This is a genomic window from Kangiella aquimarina DSM 16071 (assembly GCF_000374105.1).
In the GTDB taxonomy this organism is placed as follows: Bacteria; Pseudomonadota; Gammaproteobacteria; order Enterobacterales; family Kangiellaceae; genus Kangiella; species Kangiella aquimarina.
Genome location: NZ_KB893650.1, coordinates 470,318 through 490,296, shown reverse-complemented (window position 1 = coordinate 490,296; position 19,979 = coordinate 470,318). Strand labels below are relative to the sequence as shown.

General features: G+C 43.9%; 23 protein-coding genes. 14 read left to right on the top strand and 9 right to left on the bottom strand.

The genetic code is table 11. From position 1 onward, the window contains the following. Window positions 1-32: 32 nt before the first annotated feature. Together rarD and B158_RS0102450 are read right to left on the bottom strand one after the other, a co-directional pair. On the bottom strand, window positions 33-953 hold the full coding sequence (gene rarD, locus B158_RS0102455) for an EamA family transporter RarD (RefSeq protein WP_018623746.1): 921 nt from the start codon (window positions 951-953) through the stop codon (window positions 33-35). A 36-nt stretch (window positions 954-989) separates the two neighbouring features. Then, window positions 990-1,451, bottom strand: a complete 462-nt coding sequence (locus B158_RS0102450; RefSeq protein ID WP_051082509.1) for a thioesterase family protein — start codon at window positions 1,449-1,451, stop codon at window positions 990-992. A gap of 222 nt (window positions 1,452-1,673) precedes the next feature. On the opposite strand from B158_RS0102450, the gene B158_RS0102445 reads away from it, so the two are divergent. From B158_RS0102445 to queG, 3 genes are all read left to right on the top strand, one after another. Further along, a complete protein-coding gene (locus B158_RS0102445) occupies window positions 1,674-2,114 on the top strand; it encodes a c-type cytochrome (protein ID WP_018623744.1) in 441 nt (146 codons plus the stop codon). Window positions 2,115-2,188: 74 nt separating this feature from the next. Continuing rightward, entirely contained in the window at window positions 2,189-2,503 is a 315-nt protein-coding gene (locus B158_RS0102440) for a c-type cytochrome (protein WP_018623743.1), read from the top strand. Between the two features lie 37 nt (window positions 2,504-2,540). Then, complete coding sequence (gene queG / locus B158_RS0102435; RefSeq protein ID WP_018623742.1) at window positions 2,541-3,689, top strand: tRNA epoxyqueuosine(34) reductase QueG; 1,149 nt, start codon at window positions 2,541-2,543, stop codon at window positions 3,687-3,689. Here queG and B158_RS0102430 read toward each other — a convergent pair whose 3' ends face one another. The 3 genes from B158_RS0102430 to B158_RS0102420 all read right to left on the bottom strand — a co-directional run bounded on the left by B158_RS0102430 (window position 3,690) and on the right by B158_RS0102420 (window position 4,897). After that, window positions 3,690-4,046 (bottom strand): PDZ domain-containing protein, encoded by a 357-nt coding sequence (locus B158_RS0102430; protein ID WP_018623741.1) that lies wholly within the window; start codon window positions 4,044-4,046, stop codon window positions 3,690-3,692. A 79-nt stretch (window positions 4,047-4,125) separates the two neighbouring features. Next, window positions 4,126-4,494: a SpoIIAA family protein gene (locus tag B158_RS0102425; protein WP_018623740.1), complete on the bottom strand. Its 369-nt coding sequence runs from the start codon at window positions 4,492-4,494 to the stop codon at window positions 4,126-4,128. Window positions 4,495-4,528: 34 nt separating this feature from the next. Then, complete coding sequence (locus tag B158_RS0102420; protein WP_018623739.1) at window positions 4,529-4,897, bottom strand: VOC family protein; 369 nt, start codon at window positions 4,895-4,897, stop codon at window positions 4,529-4,531. 252 nt (window positions 4,898-5,149) lie between these two features. Between B158_RS0102420 and B158_RS0102415 the strand changes: the two genes are divergently transcribed. The 6 genes from B158_RS0102415 to B158_RS0102390 all read left to right on the top strand — a co-directional run bounded on the left by B158_RS0102415 (window position 5,150) and on the right by B158_RS0102390 (window position 13,328). Further along, window positions 5,150-5,797 (top strand): hypothetical protein, encoded by a 648-nt coding sequence (locus B158_RS0102415; protein ID WP_018623738.1) that lies wholly within the window; start codon window positions 5,150-5,152, stop codon window positions 5,795-5,797. Between the two features lie 104 nt (window positions 5,798-5,901). Continuing rightward, complete coding sequence (locus B158_RS0102410; RefSeq protein WP_018623737.1) at window positions 5,902-6,729, top strand: enhanced serine sensitivity protein SseB C-terminal domain-containing protein; 828 nt, start codon at window positions 5,902-5,904, stop codon at window positions 6,727-6,729. Between the two features lie 15 nt (window positions 6,730-6,744). Then, a complete protein-coding gene (locus B158_RS0102405) occupies window positions 6,745-6,993 on the top strand; it encodes a hypothetical protein (protein ID WP_018623736.1) in 249 nt (82 codons plus the stop codon). A gap of 55 nt (window positions 6,994-7,048) precedes the next feature. Next, window positions 7,049-7,765: a CPBP family intramembrane glutamic endopeptidase gene (locus tag B158_RS0102400; protein ID WP_018623735.1), complete on the top strand. Its 717-nt coding sequence runs from the start codon at window positions 7,049-7,051 to the stop codon at window positions 7,763-7,765. Between the two features lie 347 nt (window positions 7,766-8,112). Then, on the top strand, window positions 8,113-11,319 hold the full coding sequence (locus tag B158_RS0102395) for an amidohydrolase family protein (protein WP_018623734.1): 3,207 nt from the start codon (window positions 8,113-8,115) through the stop codon (window positions 11,317-11,319). Window positions 11,320-11,453: 134 nt separating this feature from the next. Further along, window positions 11,454-13,328 (top strand): tetratricopeptide repeat-containing diguanylate cyclase, encoded by a 1,875-nt coding sequence (locus B158_RS0102390; RefSeq protein ID WP_018623733.1) that lies wholly within the window; start codon window positions 11,454-11,456, stop codon window positions 13,326-13,328. Between the two features lie 88 nt (window positions 13,329-13,416). Here the strand turns inward: B158_RS0102390 and B158_RS0102385 are convergent, their stop codons facing one another. Next, a complete protein-coding gene (locus B158_RS0102385; RefSeq protein WP_018623732.1) occupies window positions 13,417-13,893 on the bottom strand; it encodes a Dps family protein in 477 nt (158 codons plus the stop codon). 179 nt (window positions 13,894-14,072) lie between these two features. On the opposite strand from B158_RS0102385, the gene tusA reads away from it, so the two are divergent. The 3 genes from tusA to B158_RS0102370 are packed head-to-tail and all read left to right on the top strand — an operon-like array spanning window position 14,073 to window position 15,176. After that, the gene (gene tusA, locus B158_RS0102380; protein ID WP_018623731.1) at window positions 14,073-14,327 is read left to right on the top strand and encodes a sulfurtransferase TusA; all 255 of its coding nucleotides are present in this window, start codon (window positions 14,073-14,075) and stop codon (window positions 14,325-14,327) included. A gap of 1 nt (window position 14,328) precedes the next feature. Next, the gene (locus B158_RS0102375) at window positions 14,329-14,928 is read left to right on the top strand and encodes a DUF1285 domain-containing protein (RefSeq protein ID WP_018623730.1); all 600 of its coding nucleotides are present in this window, start codon (window positions 14,329-14,331) and stop codon (window positions 14,926-14,928) included. A 14-nt stretch (window positions 14,929-14,942) separates the two neighbouring features. Further along, window positions 14,943-15,176, top strand: a complete 234-nt coding sequence (locus tag B158_RS0102370; protein ID WP_018623729.1) for a hypothetical protein — start codon at window positions 14,943-14,945, stop codon at window positions 15,174-15,176. 48 nt (window positions 15,177-15,224) lie between these two features. Here B158_RS0102370 and B158_RS0102365 read toward each other — a convergent pair whose 3' ends face one another. The 3 genes from B158_RS0102365 to B158_RS0102355 form a co-directional block, all read right to left on the bottom strand. Next, window positions 15,225-15,602, bottom strand: a complete 378-nt coding sequence (locus B158_RS0102365; RefSeq protein ID WP_018623728.1) for a hypothetical protein — start codon at window positions 15,600-15,602, stop codon at window positions 15,225-15,227. A gap of 197 nt (window positions 15,603-15,799) precedes the next feature. Beyond that, complete coding sequence (locus tag B158_RS0102360; RefSeq protein WP_018623727.1) at window positions 15,800-16,033, bottom strand: hypothetical protein; 234 nt, start codon at window positions 16,031-16,033, stop codon at window positions 15,800-15,802. Window positions 16,034-16,254: 221 nt separating this feature from the next. Continuing rightward, window positions 16,255-16,803 (bottom strand): DNA-3-methyladenine glycosylase I, encoded by a 549-nt coding sequence (locus B158_RS0102355; RefSeq protein ID WP_018623726.1) that lies wholly within the window; start codon window positions 16,801-16,803, stop codon window positions 16,255-16,257. 169 nt (window positions 16,804-16,972) lie between these two features. On the opposite strand from B158_RS0102355, the gene glyQ reads away from it, so the two are divergent. Together glyQ and glyS are read left to right on the top strand one after the other, a co-directional pair. Continuing rightward, the gene (gene glyQ / locus B158_RS0102350; protein ID WP_018623725.1) at window positions 16,973-17,899 is read left to right on the top strand and encodes a glycine--tRNA ligase subunit alpha; all 927 of its coding nucleotides are present in this window, start codon (window positions 16,973-16,975) and stop codon (window positions 17,897-17,899) included. 2 nt (window positions 17,900-17,901) lie between these two features. After that, window positions 17,902-19,962: a glycine--tRNA ligase subunit beta gene (gene glyS / locus B158_RS0102345; RefSeq protein ID WP_018623724.1), complete on the top strand. Its 2,061-nt coding sequence runs from the start codon at window positions 17,902-17,904 to the stop codon at window positions 19,960-19,962. Window positions 19,963-19,979: the final 17 nt, after the last annotated feature.

Genomic DNA, 19,979 nt, shown 5'->3' with positions numbered 1-19,979 from the left:
TACGATTATCCTGGCCCTTTACGCTCTAAAACTTACTGATTTTCCATTAACTTAGCTGCTGACTTGCGGTCGCGTCTCTTCTGATTTTGCTGGCGAACTACGCCAATGGTATAGATGATCAAACCTGCCCAGATCAGGCCAAAGGTAATCAACAGATCGACATTGAAGGTTTCCTTGAAGGCAAATACTGCTAACAGGAAGGTCAAGCTTGGAGCCAGATACTGCATAAAGCCGATGGTATTAAGTGGTAGCAAGCGCGCTCCGGCTGAGAACAATGCTAGAGGTACCGTGGTGATTACACCACCTGCTAACAATAACCAATCGATAGAAGCCGAGGTATGCAGGAAAGCGCCGGTGCCTGTGTACCATAGATAGATGATGTAACCTGCCGTGAATGGCAAAACGATTAGCGTTTCAACCAGCAAACCCTGTAAAGGCCCAATATTGACCTGCTTACGCAGCAACCCATAGACACCAAATGAAAAAGCCAGCCACAGGGATATCCAGGGCAAGCTTCCTAACGAAAATATACGATAAAGTACGCCTAACGTCGCCAAAAGTAGTGCTATCTTGCTCCAAGTTGTCAACTTCTCTTTTAAAAAGAGAATGCCCAGAGCAACGCTGAATAAAGGATTGATAAAGTAGCCCAAACTGGTTTCAAGCACCCGCTCATTGGTCACCGCCCAGGTAAATGCCAGCCAGTTACCTGAAATTAATACTGAGGTGGCGATCAGAATCCCAATGGTTTTTTTATCTTGCAGGATATTCTTCGGAAAAGGCCGCTTAATGGCCCACATAATGATCAGTACCACCGGCACTGACCAGGCCACCCTATGAGCAAGTATTTCTAGGGCAGAAACCCCTTCAAGAGCCTTAAAGTATATAGGCGCCAGTCCCCAGATGACAAAAGCTAGAATGCCATAAATGTATCCTGCACGATTAACGTTCTGCATGATGATTCTCTAATCAATTATTGGTTTTGTATGGGGCTAACCCACCATGTAAGTGCCGGTTGCCACAGCGATTAATGAGCCTTCGTTATTTTCCAGCTCCATTCGCACTACCGCCACCTTTCGACCAGCCCTCAAAAGCTGAGCTTTAGCAAAAAACTGCTCTCCGCGACCTGGCCGCAGATAATCAACACGAATATCAATGGTGCTCAGTTTGGCCAGTTTAGTTTTCAGTTGAGGTAAATGAGTAGCAGGATTATCGTTAAGAATACCAACCGCAGCCATGGTACCACCAACCATATCCAAAGCAGAGGAAATTACTCCTCCATGCAATATTCCATGATAGTAATTGCCCACTAACTCAGGCTTCATATCGAACTTGATGATACATTCCTGTTCACTGACACTATCGTATTCGAGCCCTATATGGCGATTGAAAGGAATCTTATTGACCAACGCTTCACCAAGCATTTTGAGCGCTGTTTGCTTTAGAAAACCCATATTCTCCCCAACCAAAGCTTTTGCGCTAGTTTGCCTGATCTGACGGCAAAAACCTATGCCTAATTCAAAGCCCTTCGATCCCTGTTTAATCTGGTTATTTTTTGCCCTTGATAGTTGATGACTATTTGATCGTTTGCCAATAACCGTTATAATCTGCGCCACATGAATGCCTGCATCTCGACTATAGAGCACAGGCAACAGGCATATACAGAGAGAGACGTCATGACTAACTTGAAAAACGCACTTGTTTTTATCACCAGTTTCACTATCGCGGGTTTTGCTGGTATCGCCACCGCAAAGCACATGAGTGATCATAATGTTAACGAACGCTTGAAGCCTGTTCATAGCGTTTATGTTGAAGGTGACGATGTACCACAAGTAGCTAACGCTGCTCCAGCTGCAGCTGGCGGTGCTTCAGCAACACGCACTCCAGATCAGATATACAACACATACTGCATGGCCTGTCATACTACTGGTGCTGCAGGCGCTCCTAAAATTGGTGATGCTGCTGAGTGGGCTAACCGTACCGCAAAGGGTATCGATACCGTTCACGCCAACGCCATCAATGGTATTAACGCAATGCCAGCCAAAGGTACCTGTGCTGATTGTTCTGATGAAGAAATCATCGCTACTGTCGATTACATGATCGAACAAAGCCAGTAATCATTACATCAAGCCGATCCCTCGCGATCGGCTTTTTTGTGCCTGTCATTTACGAACACTTCTGTAACACTGCCATGAAACCGACTCTTTTAACTATCTCAGCCACAGCATTATTACTGCTATCTGCCTGCACTCCAGAACCACAGGAACGTACTGGTGAAAGCATTTATTACCAATCCTGTTTCAGTTGCCATGAACGTGGCCACGGCGGAGCCCCGATCCGTGGCAATATGGAGCAATGGCAATCACGCCTGGACAAAGGCGAGGAAGCTATGATGACTAGTATGGTTGAAGGCTATAAGGGTATGCCACCCAAAGGTGCCTGCTTCGATTGTAGTGAAGCCGACCTGCAAATGGCCTTGGACTTTATGTTATTGCCCAAGGAATAGCGTTACCATGTATGCATGGTAATCCCTTTAACTATCTATGCCCCTGACCGACCAACAACTTGAACAGATTAAGCAGACCGCGGTTAGGTTGGCAAAAGAGCATGGGTTTCAGGATCTAAGAGTTTCCGACACTGATACCGGCGGTTACTTTGAGCGCTTCAAGCAGTGGGTGGATGACGGCTATCATGGCTGCATGTCCTTTCTTGAACGTAATCAGGAGCTGCGCCAAAACCCCGCCGAGCTACATCCCAACACCTGCCGTGTTTTATCTTTACGTTTTGACTATCTGAATAACAACGCCAGCTTTACTACGCCACTCAAAGATAAATCCCTGGCCAATATCTCTCGCTATGCTTTAGGTCGCGACTATCATAAGTTGATGCGTAAACGGTTGCAGCGGGTCATCGAGGATTTAAGGTCCACTCTGGAAAAAGATTGTGATATTGATTATCGGGTGTTAGTTGATAGTGCTCCAGTGCTGGAAACAGCTTTCGCTGAAAAGTCAGGACTTGGTTGGAAGGGTAAGCATACGTTGATACTCAATAAAGATGCAGGCTCCTGGTTTTTCCTTGGTGAAATCTTTATTAATTTACCATTGTCCATTGATGAGCCGGTCGAGGATCTGTGCGGCAGTTGCTCATCCTGTATCAATCTGTGCCCAACGGATGCGATTATTGATGATAAAAAAATCGATGCAAGGCGCTGTATTTCATATCTGACCATTGAGAATCAGGAAGCCATTCCAATCGAATTACGACCTTTAATGGGCAACCGAATTTATGGCTGCGATGACTGCCAACTGGCATGCCCCTACAACCGATTTGCTAATCATACCAATATTGAGGATTTTTCAGCTCGACATGATCTCCACAAAGTATCGCTGGCAACGCTATGGAGTTGGGATGAGCCAACCTTCCTAAACAATTTCCAGGGTAGTCCTATTCGACGCATCGGTTATCAGAACTGGCTCAGAAATCTGGCAGTTGCTATTGGTAACTCAAATCAGCATGAAATGATTGAGCCGCTGAAGGCTAAATACGAAGAGGCCAACGAAATGGTTCGAGAACATATTGATTGGGCAGTTCAACAGCTTACTAACCCAGAAAATATCGATAGAACCGCCACTGATAAAAAAACACAAAAGTTAATTCATTGTGTGACGGTCATGTTACCTGATGATGCTTAATTAAGATTCTTCAATCGGCTCACCCACCAGAATCAGGATTTCTTTTTCCTCTCCATCCTTGGTTTGGATAGTTAATCTTAGCTCTTCTCCAGGCGCTCTTTTCATTAACTCCTGTGCCTCATCAGTATCACAGCCTGGGATCTGGCAGTCTTCAATTGCCAACACCTTGTCACCTGCTTTTAGACCCGCCTTTTCAGCGGGAGAATCCGCAAAGACTTCTTCTATTTCAAAAGACGAAATTTCTGGAGAGAAAAAGCCATCTACACCAACTTTTCCTGAAAATCCAATTGAGCCCTTTTCTTTTGCAAATCCCGTGCAAGCGGCACACAAAATTAATCCAACCAGTATTTTATTCATTCACTAACTTCCTTCTGCTTTTTTATTTGAATTTTACTAGACTCGATAAAAGCGAATTAATTCCATTAAATCAGTCGGTTTATTCTCCATACAGAACCCAGTTTCTGGCGTGTGTAAATTCATCATACGAAAAGTGCCGAATTTGAGCACTAACAAAATGATTGCCTATCGCCTCCGCAAATGACCCTACTGGAGAGTCAGTAACAAAGCCAATGCGCTGTACGCTTTTATGGTGTTCACGAACAAAACGTAGATGAGAGACTAGCGCGGCAAATGAAGCCCAGCCAGGAAATGAACGTGTTTGAATGATTAGCCCTTTGAGTGAACCATTCTTTTCAATCACCGGATCAATTAACTGTGCCGCCAACCGAAAATCATTATCCGTTAAAGCACCATCCGGCTCTAAAATCACTAAAGCATGATCAGCATCGACTTTTACATTCAGCATATCCTTACTCTCCTTGCTTATGTTTTACACCATATTAATCGGAATCGGTCACTAAGTGAATGATATTGGCAGGACTAGATATCCAAAAGCCTTTGAAACCCTCAGGCAAGATTTCAATATCATCACAACGCACGACGTTATTTTGCTGTAAATACTGAGCAGCCTCCTCCACATCATCCGTAGTAACTTCTAACCATATTTCAGTTTGGCTGAGAGTCGCAACCCGATCAATCCACAACACCTTATCGCCAAACTTAAAACGAATGGTATTGTTCTCCTCATCATTGTCCAAAGGAATCAACTCAAACCCCAACACATCACGATAAAACGCCACCGTCGTATCGTACTCATGCGCTGGAACCTTCATCGCAATATTATGGCCCGGTTCGAAGCGTGATCTCATAAACCCTCCTTGACCCTATTAGTTATTACAGAATGATATGCAATAGCACCGCCAGTTAACACGCTGCAGCGATTATGAACTCAGTTCCATTGCTGTCTTAATTATACCTATAACTGAATTTCCTATCTGCTAGCCGAGTAATTCGACCGAAGAAAGTGCTGTTTATGGCTGGATAATCGATACTTGTATTACAAGATTAATGATAATAAAGTCTTACGAATATACTACAAATAATTAATAACAGAGTGTTCTATGGCAGATTCACCAAAACGAACGACATTCATTCTTGATTTTTGGGCCTTTATTTTCAAAGCCATAGGTAAAATATCACTTTTCAACTTTGTCAGGTTTTTATTTCCAGGCGCCAGAACTGGTCTTTTTTCAGAAGCCTGGGCTCTTGGACATCTGCTGCTATCTTTCTTATCTGTACCCGCCGTTTTATTCATCAATAACTACTATGTAGGTTTATTTATTGCAGCATATGCCTTACTACGGGTCTTCGAGGTTGTTGTATATCAGACCAATGTGTTGCTCTTTGATGAATACAGAGCCAAAAAAGCAGGTAAAGAATATGCTTTGCATGGCTATCGTCGGATTGTAGTACTTTTGATTCAAAACTATTTTGAAATTATTTTTTGGTTTGCAGCCCAGTATGTAGTATTCAATAGTTTATTTTTGTTCGCAGTCGAAGGATCGAACGAAAGCGTTTTCGGAGCTATTTATACCAGCTTTGTCGTAATGACCAGTTTTGGTTATTACAATGTCACACCACTTGGAGTCTTGGCTTATTCCCTCGTTATCGGACAAGCGATGATTGGCCTTTTCATGACTTTATTAAGTCTAGCAAGGTTTATAGGATTAATCCCAACGCCTAAATCAAGAGACATCACAGAACAATGACTTAATCTTTAATTCAATAATCAACACGGACAGAGTTAATTATTCTTGTATTATATTTTTCTCTTTAAGTCATTTATTCTAATAACTAACTTACATTATAGCCCATGCATAAATTACGTATTTCACTGCTTTTAATTTGCTTGTTCGCACCATTTGCAGTTGCGACTAAAACCATTCTAAGCCCTTTGGACCAAGCATATGAAATTGCGCTACAGGATGAGCAAAAAGAGTTCGCCTACTACAACCTGTTATTAAATTCTGAACTCTATATACCCGTTCATAGCTTTGAAAAAGATAGTCTTACCCAAAAGGGAGGCACCTTTGATCCGCTGCTTATGAAAACTGACGGTGTTCTCGTTCTGATGGTTTTCGATTCCTTGGAACGATTAAGACAGTGGGGTAATGATGAACTTGCCTATGTTTCCATGAATGGCCGAACGCTTGTCGAAGCGGTAGGTTCAGACCTGCATTGGGCACTTAATGTTGGAACTGAGCATAGTAAAATTTTCGTTCCTGATGAGTTAGATTGGCTTGCCGAACTGGTTGCTGATTCTAAGATAACAGAGCAAGTGCTTAGCAAAGACACAACTGTGTTCATTCGACATCCAGAAGATGCCTCAACGGACCTAATCAATGCAATAACGAACACCTTTAAAGAGTTTCCCGAAGTACAATTGGCATACCTTGCTTCTGTATCCTATGAAACAGAATCCGCCAAACCCAATTTACTGCTAGCTATCGACTCGCATAATTTAAGCAGCTCACGAAAAGATGAGTTAAATACAGCTATCACACATGCAATCATTGCACTCAATGCGGGTAACAAGTACTTGGATCTCATCTATATCGGTGACACAGGTATAGGTCATACAATCAGTAAACGCGTAGAGCCTATCTACCAAGCGACGACTGCTGACAATCAGGCTCAATAATACGGAGGCAGGTTTATGGGTTATACTTTTTGGGTCAAACGATTTATTACCATTCTTATTGGTGCTTTTATTGCTATTTCAGGTGCCCAGTATTTAAAAAATAATGACCTAAGCTATGCTTTGTTTCAGGGTGCAATATGGGCTCCGATTACATCAATCATTTTTACCGTAAGCCGTTTTTATCAGGCCAGACGCGGTCAACACTGTGCACTGTGTAAAGACACCCCCGAAATGCAAGACACTGATAGTGATAAAAGTTTATAACACTACTTGCAATTAGCTTTCGCTTTCACCATAAACTGTTTAAGGGATTATAAAGATGAACTCTCTCGGAAAGGCTGAACCACCCGCTCAAAACATCTCCAAACCATCACCACTATACTTTTTATTAGATTTAGCGATCTATATTTCAGTCATGTTTTTAATAAGGGAAGTTTATTTTTCACAATTTAACTTCATCACTAATGGTCTTTTCTGGTCGATATCTACTCTACTGGTCGCTGTGGTTTTAGTACGTTTAAGAAACGTCAGTTGGAAAGAGATTGGATTATGCAAACCCAAAAACTATAAGCAGTCATTATATGCTACTGCTTTTATTTTAGGGTTTACAGTAATCTCTATCGTTTTTTTCCAAATAGTAAATGACCAGTTTGGCCTACAAATAGCGGCTGATACATCTGAGCAAAATGCAGCAGATAAATTTGGCAACTTGACTAGTAATTGGCTGCTCTTTTTATCTATTATTCCTTTTATATGGCTACAATCTGCATTAGAAGAAATCCTTGATCGAGGTTTTCTCATTAATTGGATAGAAAAAACCTTATCCAGCGTCTGGTTTGCCACAGTTATTGCGGTCATTTTTCAAGCCATGCTCTTTGGCTTTAGACACTCCTACGATCTTTCCGAGCGTTCTATCACCGTAGGATTGATAGGTTTAGCCATGGGTATAGGTTATGTGGCATTTGGTAGAAACTTATGGCCATTAATTTTTGCCCATTGCCTTCTCAATACCATGTCTATGTTAGAAAGGGTTTAAGTTCCGTATGTATCTCATGTTGCTTAAGTATCATTCGAACTCCTTAACCTATAACGTTTATTCTAAATCCTGCTTTTCCCAGCTCAGAGGACTATCCTCCTATCAAACCAGGCTCAAACATGGTACGTAACGAAGCAAATTCTTACTTTCCCCAAATGTACTTCCTATGGTCACGTGCTGAGCTAAGTCTTACCTTATAGGTATGTCACCCGCCTCCCAAGTATACGTTAATCTCCTTCATTTAACCTTTTCTTACAATTTACTGCGCCAATCTTTTGCCTAATAGCTATTGCCCCACTATATTGCTAGGTTGAGTCATTTTCATTAACTAACGAAAGAGTCTGGCAATGAAGAAATTATCTATCTTATCCAGCCTGTTGGTGCTGTCTTTGGGGACTGTGGCGAATTCAGCTACAGCGGCAGACGAGGACAAGGCTAAGTGGGATGTGAACAATCCTCCCGGCACTCCTATTTTTGCGGATATTCAGGTCAATGAAGGCACCTGGATGAATCTTGATGTTAGCCCTGATGGCAAGACGATTGCCTTTGATTTGTTGGGCGATATCTACACTATGCCGATGTCTGGCGGTAAGGCGACTAACATTACTAACAGCATGGCGTGGGATATGCAGCCGCGTTTCTCGCCTGATGGTAAGCAGCTAGCTTTCACCACTGACCAGGGTGGCGGTGACAATATCTGGGTCATGGATACCGATGGTTCCGACCAATATCAGGTCACTAAAGAAAGCTTTCGCTTGCTGAATAATCCTGTATGGAGTCCTGATGGCAACTATATTGCTGCGCGCAAACACTTTACCGGAACACGCTCTCTAGGTGCCGGTGAAATCTGGCTTTACCACAAATCAGGCGGTAGCGGCATTCAGTTGAACAAGCGTCCTAATGAGCAGAAAGATCTGGGTGAGCCAGCTTTTACCCCTGACGGTAAGTACGTTCTTTTCTCTCGCGATTCAACACCAGGTCGTTATTTCGAATACAGTAAAGATTCCAACAATCAGATTTATGAAGTTTTTGCGATTAATCGTGAGACAGGCGACATCGAAACCTGGATTGACGGCCCCGGCGGCGCAGTTCGTCCAACACCTTCGCCAGATGGTAAGTTTATTGCTTTCGTGCGTCGCATCCGTGCACAAAGCGCATTGTTCCTGAAAGATCGTGAGACAGGTGCTGAATACCCGATTTATGAAGGCCTTGAGCGCGATATGCAGGAGACCTGGGCTATTCATGGGGTTTACCCAAATTTTGCCTGGACGCCAGATAGCGATGAAATTGTCTTCTGGGCGCAGGGTAAACTTCACAAGATTGATATTGCCTCCAAAGAGGTTTCCAACATTCCTTTTGAAGTGACTGATCGCCGCGAGATGCGTCAGGCCGTGACTCAAAAGAATGCTGCTTATGAGTCCAAATTTAATGCCAAGATGCTGCGTTGGTTACAGGTTTCTCCTGATGGTGATCAAGCTATTTTCCAGGCATTGGGCAAGATTTATACCGTAAACCTACCAGATGGCAAACCTAAACGCTTAACTCGCCAGAATGATCATTTTGAGTTTTATCCGCATTATTCAGCGGATGGTAGCAAAATTGTCTACACCACCTGGGATGACGCAAAACTGGGTACGGTTCGCATCGTTTCTTCACGTGGCGGCAGCGGTAAAGTGGTTTCTCAGCAACCAGGCCATTACACCAATCCAAGTCTAAGTCCGGATGGTGAAACGGTTGTGGTACAAGCCATTTCTGGCGGTTACCTGACCAGTCCACTTTATTCTCAGGATACTGGCATCGTCGCCATTAACCTTGATGATGATAAACAATACGTGTTATCAAAAAGTGGTAGCAGCCCTTTCTTTGCCGGAAGCTCTGACCGTGTGTTCTTTTCTCAGGTAACACCTAACGGCGAAATTTACAGCACCAAGTTAGTTAGTACTGACCTAAGCGGTAACGCCAAGCAGGAACATTATGAAGGCAACTGGATTAGTGATTTTGCAGTATCTCCGGATCAGCAATGGCTCGCTTTCACGCAACGCTATCAAGTTTATGTAACACCATTCGTGCGTAGCGGTAATGCGATTAGTACAGGTCCATCTGCTCGCAACCTGCCGGTTCGTCAGTTCTCTAAATTTGCAGGCAGCAACCTGGCCTGGTCAGAAGACAGTGCATCGCTTTCATGGTCGTTAGGCCCAGATCTGTATCAGCAAGCTCTTAAAGAGCGCTTTGCGTTTTTAAATGCTGGTGCAGATGCAGAAGCCGAAGCTCCTGAAGCCAAAGCAACTCGCATTAACTTTACCGTTAATGCAGACAAGCCTGACACCTCATTAGCTTTGGTTGGTGCTAAAGTTATTACTATGGAAGGTAAAGAGATCATTGAAAACGGTGTCATTGTAGTTGAAAACAACCGTATCAAAGCAGTTGGTCAGCGTGGTGAAGTCACCATTCCTTCAGGCGCTAAGACCATTGATGTTTCTGGCAAAACCATTATCCCTGGATTAGTGGATGTACACTGGCATGGCCCTTACGCGAATGACCAGATCCAGCCACAAACGAACTGGAACGCAATGGCTTCATTGGCTTTTGGTGTCACCACGACTCACAATCCGTCTGCCAACACCGAAGCTGTTTTCTCTTCCAGCGAGATGCAAAAGGCAGGTGTGATTACGGCACCTCGCCTCTTCTCAACAGGGACCATTCTTTATGGTGCAGAGCAATACATTACGGCTGAAGTAAACAACCTGGATGATGCGATTGGCCACCTTGAACGCATGAAAGCTGCCGGAGCATTCTCTGTAAAAAGTTATAACCAGCCACGTCGTGATCAACGACAGCAGGTACTGGAAGCTGCCCGTCAGACTGGACTCATTGTGGTTCCTGAAGGCGGTTCATTGTTCATGCATAACATCTCGATGGTCATTGATGGTCATACGACCATTGAGCACTCAATTCCTGTCGAAAAAATCTATGACGATGTTAAGCAATTATGGAGCCAGAGTCAGACATCTTACGTGCCAACGCTTGGCGTAGCCTATGGTGGAATATGGGGTGAGCGTTACTGGTATGACAAAACCAAGGTTTTTGATCATCCTTTGCTGACCAAATTTGTTCCTCGTGAAATCCTTGATCCGGTGTCTCGTCGTCGCTACACAGCGCCTGATGAGGACTACAACCATATCAACAATGCTACGGTTACCGCACAATTGCGCGAACTTGGCGTTAAAGTGGGTATCGGTGCTCACGGTCAGCGCGAAGGTCTAGCTGCCCATTGGGAACTGTGGATGTTTGAGCAAGGTGGCATGACTCCGCATGAAGCCTTGGAGGCGGGTACTATGGATGGCGCTAAAATACTCGGTATGGATTCGGAGATTGGCTCTATCACTGAGGGCAAACTGGCAGATTTGGTTATCCTTGATGCTGATCCACTGGAAAACCTGAAGAACAGTGAAAAGGTCAATATGGTGATGCTGAATGGACGCCTATACGATGCCCAGACCCTCAATCAAATTGCCCCAGAAGAGAAGAAACGTCCTGCTTTCTTCTTTGAATAACCTTTCTCAATAGATTATTTCAATCTTGCAATGCCGTAATGCAAATTTGCATTACGGCATTGTTCATTTTTGCATCAATTTACGGTAAAGTGAGTTAATTCACATTCTACTAATACAACAATTAAGGGATTAATGTGGTCAAGCTCAAATCACTATTGATGGTGTTGTTGCTACTGGCTAGCTCACAAACTTATTCAGCAAGTCCAGCAGACAATATTCCCCTGCAGAACCAGCTTTATGCCATGGGTAAATTATCCATACCCGAGCGCAGTCAGGACTCCTTTCTCAATAAACTTCAAACCATTCTCAATAATGATTTGGATCCTCACTCAGAAGCATTAGCCAATATTCTGGTTGCTGATTATTACATACACACCAATGATCCTCTTCGTGCCCGCGAATTCCTTAACATCGCTACACCACTGGTAAATACGGTTGATAAGGCAAGTCTCTATCAGGAGTTCAATTATGTTCTCATGCTGGTTTTGAGAACCGAGGGTAAAATTAAAGAAGCTAAGCGTACTGCCGATGCACTCTATCGTGATGTTCGAGAATCATGGCCAGACAATAAACTCAGCGATATTGTGCTTGAGCGGGCTTATATTAATTCCTATATGTATCGCTATCAGGAAGCTTTCGAGCTAATGGAGCTTGCTTTATCCCATGCATACGAAAGTGACGACCCTTTTCAACTGGTTGAAACCTATAATGTTTTCTCGATTTTATACGGTGCACTTAATGACTACCCATCGGCAATTGATTACCTTAAAAAATCAATTGAGATTATGGAAGCAAACCCTAAGTTCACTCAGAACACTTACTTATACGTAAATCTAGCCGACTCTTACCGCGCAGCTGAAGACTTTGAGCAAGCAGATGCTTATCTCGATAAATCATTTCAAATAGCCAAAGATACAGGAGATATCTCTCTCAGAGCATACGCACATCAAGTTAAAGGGCGCTTGCTGATTGATCAAAAAAATTATGAGGCCGCTTTAAATCACATTCTGACTTCCCAAGAATTACATAAAGAGGTTGGCGAAGAACTATTCAGTTTTGAGATTCATACAGAATTAGCAACTATCTACCTTGAATTGGGCCAACTTGATAAAGCCAATCAACACTTGGTTATTGCAAAAGAATATGCGGTGCAACTAGGCAGCCAAGATACTCATTATATTAACCGCCTTGAGAGTCAGTTAGCCTTTAAAAGTGGTAACTTTGAACAGGCCTATGAGCTGCTTAATGAGTCTTACACTCAATATCGTAAACAGTTTAATGACAATTTGACTTATGTTTCTAACTTGTCTCGTGAGCAACTCGATCAAGAACGTCTGGTATTCGAGAATAAGCTTCTAGAACAGGAAAATATACTTAACGCTCAGTATGTCCAGGAGAGCCGAAAGTATAGTTATATTTTATGGGTACTAATATTACTCTTGTTACTGGTAGTGTGTATCGCGCTGTGGATTATGTTGCGTTATCGAAGCGTGGCCAGAACCAATCATCGTATGGCCTATACAGATAATTTGACTAAGCTGCCCAACAGACGCCACGTTTTTCGTACCTTGGAGCTTCAGCATCGATCCAGTGGACAAACACGGAAACCCTACAGCGTCATTCTGTTTGACATTGATTTCTTCAAAAGTATTAATGACCGCTTTGGACATAACGTCGGCGATAGAGTTATCCAGGCTACACGTAATATTTGTGAAGCAATATTAAGGGATTCAGATACAGTAGGAAGAATTGGTGGCGAAGAATTTTTAATCTTACTCCCGGATACCGGCATTAAAGAAGCCTACAGCATTGCAGAAAGGTTACGCGAATATTTTGAATGTTATAACTTTGATGATTTAGCGCCAGGACTTACCGTCACATCCAGTTTCGGAGTTACCGAGTACATGCCCGACGATGAAACTCTTGATCTGGTTATCAATCGAGCTGATCGATTATTGTATAAAGCAAAGAATGAAGGTCGTAATCAGGTGATGGCGAGTTTTGCTTGAGACACTTTAAGCTACAGACTGTTCCAATATCAATGTAAGGGCGATTCATGAATCGCCCCTACAAATACTACGGTGTTTAATTAATAAGCTACTTCTGCAAATGAGAACGTAGCATCCAGGCAGTCTTTTCATGCACCACCAGACGGTCAGATATCAAACTCACTGACGATTCGTCATCGGCTTCTTGAGCCAGTGGCAAAATCTCACGTGCTGTTCTCACTACAGTTTCATGGCTATCCACTAAACGCTCTAGCATCTCTTCAGCACTAATATTGCCTTCAACTTCTTTAATGTTGGTAAGCTTAGCAAATTCTTTATAAGTACCCGGCGACAAAATACCCAGCGCACGAATACGCTCTGCAATATCATCCACTGCAACCGCTAGTTCTGTGTAGTGAGTTTCGAACAAGGTGTGTAATGACTGGAAGAATGGCCCAGTGACGTTCCAGTGAAAGTTGTGAGTTTGCAGATAGAGGGTGTAAGTATCTGCTAATAGACGAGATAGACCATCGCCAATTTTTTCACGGTGGTTTTCGTTAATTCCAATATTAATCGCTTTATTCATTCTGTACTCCTTATGATTAACTTTTCACCATACTAACCTAACTTCAATGTTAGTTAAAATCAATCTTAACTAACGAATTGATATATAGTTACTATATAAAGTGCTATTAGCTTCATGTTAAGGGTGAAAAAGACTAAAATTCGCACAATTTCAGCATACAGCAATTGTTTTACTACCCTATGACACAGCTCAACTTTGATCAATACGACCGCAAACTCGATGCACTCGGCCTGCGTTGCCCTGAGCCTGTCATGATGGTGCGCCTCAATGTTCGCAAGATGGCAGACGGCGAAGTCCTGCTGGTTGTAGCAGACGATCCTTCGACCACTCGGGATATTCCAAAGTTCTGTACCTTCATGGATCATCAGCTTATTGGAAGCGATACCGACCAGCTCCCCTACAAGTATCTGATTAAAAAGGGCATGGCGGCCTAGTATGGCAGGCACCGACAATCACCCCGAACAGCAGGAAGCGGTCAATAAGGATCTTGGTCAAATTCTTTCTGAGCTTGAAAAAAATAGCGACGGACAATCCTTACCCCCTGTAGAAAAGTGGAACCCAGAATTCTGCGGCGATATGGAGCTGATCATTAAACGCGATGGTAGCTGGCAATATGAGGGCTCACCGATTGGCCGCCAGCGGCTGGTTAAACTGTTCTCGACTGTACTCAAGAAAGAAGACGATAAATATTTTCTGGTTACGCCGGTTGAAAAACTTGGCATTCGAGTCGAAGATGCTCCCTTTCTGGTCATTCGCATGCAGGTTAAAGATACTGCCGAAGGCCCAATCATTTCGTTCGAAGATAACTGCGATAATCAGATAGTCCTTACCAAGGACAACCCCATCTGGGTTGAGCATGACTCTAAAACTGGCGAACCTTCACCTTATATAATGGTTCGTCGTAATCTCCACGCTTTAATTCATCGCAATGTCTTTTATGAGCTGGTGGAACGCGCCGAAGAAAGAGTCATTGTTGATCAAAAACATCTAGGCGTAATGTCTGCCGGTGAGTTTTTCAGTTTGGGAACTATTTAGGTTGTAGGTAACAGATGGTCAAGTTTCAAGCCCTGCCCAAAATCACTATAGTTTCCTACATCATTTCAATTATCATTATTGGCTTTGTATTAGCCGAGCAGTTTGCCGAATGGGATCTGTTTAGTCGTAAAGTTAAAGTCGGCATTTTAGTCAGCGCTGCCATTATTGGCGTCTTTGGATCGACCGTCAGTATTGCAAAGCAGCTGGCGGGCTTCCTCAAGCGTAATAAACCTTCGGCAAAAAATTAATAGTTAGTAAATACGAGTAGGGCGAACATAGCTCACCCCTATTTAGAATCAGTGAGTAGCCTTATTTTTCAGAACCATGACCAGCATTAATATCAGCCCGATTAAAACCAGGATAGACGACACTGCCAGAACCAGTTCAATTTTAGCAGCATCAAATTTGTGACTGTAAAGTAAATACAGACCAATCACCATCCCCAAAACTCCAACCTGATGTATCCAGAACTGTAATTTGGCAAGCATGGTAGCGTCAGCATTGAGCCACAATTTATGGCACAGCGCATAAATAAATGAAACCACAAATCCGACTAAAAGAATGTGAGCATGAGTGACGTGTTGAAGATGATTATGAGTAGCCGCCATATGTATGCCGATCAGCATACCTACCACAGCGTAAAGTAATGCGGTAATAATAAACTTTCTATCCATAAATGTTCCCTCTGTTTACCCAATCAATCTGAATATTGTCTGCCCTAACATACGTCCTTTTCCTTAGCCTATTTTCTCAACATAATGCTCTGTGGCACTTTAAGTAGCTAAAGAATTATCCAAAACCGATTATTTTTCAAGCAGATTTTAGAGAAGATGAAGTCCACAGAAGAGAGAGTGTCTGATGTAGCTATTGGTTATCGATAATTCTGGTTCTCACAGGCACAGCGCTTGCCGCCACTCGGAGTTTGCCACTCTTTATAATGCCCCAGCTCACAGGTCGCTCTCAATTGCTGGCAGTATGACCCTGCACTGATATCGCTATTAGTGGCTTGCTCAATCGCCTCAACCAAAGCAATTTTTCCCATTGTTTCGCAACCTGCCATTCCAAAAGAAACGATTAAGCCAATTATAATCCGTACCTTTTTCATAGTATCCCTTAAGCCTTAACTAAAATTACCTAACTTAGCGTTCTTAAAATGAATACTGACTGAACTTTAAATATAAATTTTCCTTCAAACAAACTCATCATCATAAAACTAAATTTTTTACTGAGCGCGGCATAAGTCTTTTTGAGGAAGGAGTTTAGTTGCTCTTAAATGATTTACGATAAAAGGACTTAAAGCAAAGCTTAGGACAAAAAAAGGGGATTTTATCTTTTAAAGCAATCCACCGTATGATCATCCACCATCCCTGTTGCCTGCATAAAGGCATAGCAAATGGTGCTGCCGACAAACTTAAAACCGTCCTTTTTGAGTTGCTTTGACATGGCATCGGATTCAGGCGTCGTAACAGGAACTTGTTTAAGACTTTTCCAGTTATTCACGATGGGTTCACCACCCACAAACTGCCACAGGTAGTCGCTGAAACTTTGCTGCTCTTTAATGCGGAGATAATTCTGCGCGTTGACGATAAAAGCATTTACTTTGAGTTTATTGCGAATGATGCCGGGATCGGACAAGAGTTGCTCGCGCTTCACTTCATCATAAAGCGCGATTTTCTCGGCATCAAAATGGTCAAACACCCTGCGGTAGTGCTCACGTTTTTTTAGCACCGTGATCCAGCTTAAGCCCGCCTGCGCACCTTCCAGACAGAGCATTTCAAATAACTCGCGGTCGTCATAGGTCGGTACACCCCATTCATTGTCATGGTATTCAATATATAGCGGATCATCATTGACCCAACCGCATCGGTTACGCATTTATTTATCTTATTGACTGATTTTTATTTCAATGAATGTTACCACGAGTTGGAAATCGACAAAAAGCCCGATATTTCACACTCTAAGGTTAGAAAATAACCTGAATTACCGTATAATTTCGCTCTTTGCACAAAATAAAGCAGATAAGCATCCATTAAGGGCACAGATTGTGGCAGACACTAAGACCTTTCAGGGATTAATCCTGACCTTACAAAATTATTGGGCCGAGCAGGGCTGCGTCATTCAGCAGCCGCTGGATCTCGAAGTCGGCGCCGGCACCTTCCATCCTGCAACTTTCCTGCGCGCCATTGGCCCAGAGCCATGGAGTGCAGCGTATGTTCAGCCTTGCCGTCGTCCAACCGATGGTCGTTATGGTGAAAACCCGAATCGCCTGCAACATTACTATCAATATCAGGTGGTGATAAAGCCATCTCCGTTGGATATTCAGGAAATGTACCTCGGCTCGCTCAAGGCTCTTGGTCTTGATCCCTTGGAACACGATATTCGTTTTGTAGAAGATAACTGGGAATCGCCAACGCTAGGTGCCTGGGGTCTGGGCTGGGAAGTCTGGCTCAATGGCATGGAAGTGACACAGTTTACCTACTTCCAACAGGTCGGTGGCCTTGAATGTAAGCCGGTAATGGGCGAAATCACTTATGGTCTTGAGCGTATTGCCATGTACCTGCAAGGCGTAGACAGCATTTATGACCTGGTTTGGACCGATGGCCCATTAGGAACGGTCTATTACCGCGATGTGTTCCATCAGAACGAAGTCGAGCAGTCGACTTATAACTTTGAACACGCCAATGTCGAAAAGCTTTTTGAGTTCTTCGATTATTGCGAAAGCGAGTGTATGCGCCTGATGGAACATAACTTGCCATTACCCGCCTATGAAATGGTGTTGAAGGCTTCACATGCCTTTAACCTTCTGGACGCGCGCCACGCGATTTCGGTAACTGAGCGCCAGCGCTTCATTCTACGGGTTCGTACTATGGCCCGCTCTGTCGCCGAGAGCTATTATGCCGCTCGCGAAGCACTGGGATTCCCAATGCTTAACAACAGTAACCAGCAAACCAATAAATCGGAGGAGAAGTAATCATGTCACAATACGATTTATTGTTTGAGCTAGGTACCGAAGAGTTACCACCCAAGGCATTAAAAACACTAAGCGAAGCTCTGCGCGACAACTTGGCTGCAAACCTGCAAAGCAACGATTTTACCTTTGATAGCATTGAGAACTATGCGACACCGCGTCGTTTAGCGCTTATTATCCGCAATTTAGCGGATAGCCAGCCTGATAAGAACGTAGAACGCCTTGGCCCTGCGGTTGCCGCTGCCTTCAACGATGATGGCTCTGCCAAGCCAGCCGCTGTCGGATTTGCCAAATCCTGTGGCGTTGAAGTGGATCAGCTGGATCGCATCGAAACCGATAAGGGCGAGCGCCTGGGTTACACCATCGCGCAAAAAGGTCAGCCGCTATCTGAATTGATCGAAGAGATGCTGAATTCAGCATTAAAAAAGCTACCAATTTCAAAGCCAATGCGTTGGGGGAACAGTTCTGCTCAGTTTATCCGTCCGGTGCACTGGACTGTGTTATTGCACGGCTCATCGGTACTCGAAGCTACAATTTTAGATACTAAAACAGGCAACGTCAGCCGCGGCCACCGCTTTATGTCCGAAGGCAGCGTTTCACTTCATGATGCTGACGATTACGTGAACAAACTGAAAGCCGAACACGTCATTGTCGATTTCGAAGAACGTCAACAACTGATCGAAGAGCAGGTCAAAGCCGAAGCGAAAAAGCTTGGTGGCGAGGCTCAGATCACTCCTGAGTTGCTGGATGAAGTGACCGGCCTGGTCGAGTGGCCAGTAGCTCTTACAGGTAAGTTCGATGATGAATTCCTATCCGTTCCAGCGGAATGTCTGATTTCTTCTATGGCAGAACATCAGAAGTACTTCCACGTACTGGATAAAGACGGCAAATTGATGCCTAACTTTATTACCGTGAGCAATATCGAAAGTAAGCGTCCGCAAAGCGTAATCGAAGGCAACGAAAAAGTAATTCGCCCACGTTTAGCCGATGCGATGTTCTTCTTCGAGACCGATAAAAAAGTCAGTCTGGAAAGTCATCAGGCTCATCTCAAGAATGTGGTGTTCCAGAAACAGCTTGGCTCAGTGCAGGATAAAGCCCAGCGTGTCGCTGAACTGGCTTCGAAAATCGCACCAATGATTGGTGCCGATGCGCAGCAGGCTCATCGCGCGGGCTTATTATCGAAATGCGATCTGGCCACCAACATGGTCGGCGAGTTCGATAACCTGCAAGGTATTATGGGCACCTACTATGCCCGTCATGATGGCGAGAACGAGAATGTTGCTATCGCCATGACCGAGCAGTACCTGCCGAAATTCTCAGGTGACCAACTGGCCAAGAATCCAGTAGGTCAATGTTTGGCGATTGCTGATCGCGTCGATTCTCTGGTTGGCATTTTTGGTATTGGCCAGGCGCCGTCTGGTGCAAAAGATCCTTTTGCCTTACGTCGCGCAGCGATTGGTCTGATTCGTACCATCGTTGAGAATCAACTTAATCTCGACCTGACTGACCTGATTGCACAATCGAAGGCGTCTTTTGGCGACACACTCAGTAACGCCAATGTGGAAGCAGAATTACTGGACTTCATTCTTGAGCGTTTCCGTGCCTGGTATCTTGATCAAGGCGTCAGTAGCAATACTATTTCAGCGGTTATGGCATTGCGTCCGACTCAACCACTTGATTTCGATGCCCGCATCAAGGCGGTTCAGTTCTTCCAGACCTTACCGGAGGCAGACAGTCTGTCAGCGGCCAATAAGCGCGTGAAAAATATCCTTGCTAAAGCAGATATTGAAGTACCGGGGTCAATTGATTCAGGTTTATTGCTGGAAGCCGAAGAGCAGGCTCTGGCTAAAACGATTGCCGATGCAGAAGCTAAATTAGCTGACATGATCAATTATCAGGACAAGCTGCAACACCTTGCCAGTTTACGCGATGACGTGGATGCTTTCTTCGACAAGGTCATGGTTAATGCTGACGATGCAGCAATCAAAGCCAACCGCCTGGCCATGTTGAAAAAACTGCAGGACTTGTTCGGTTCGGTAGCTGATATTTCCCTGCTACAAAACTAGCCATGTCAAAAATAGAT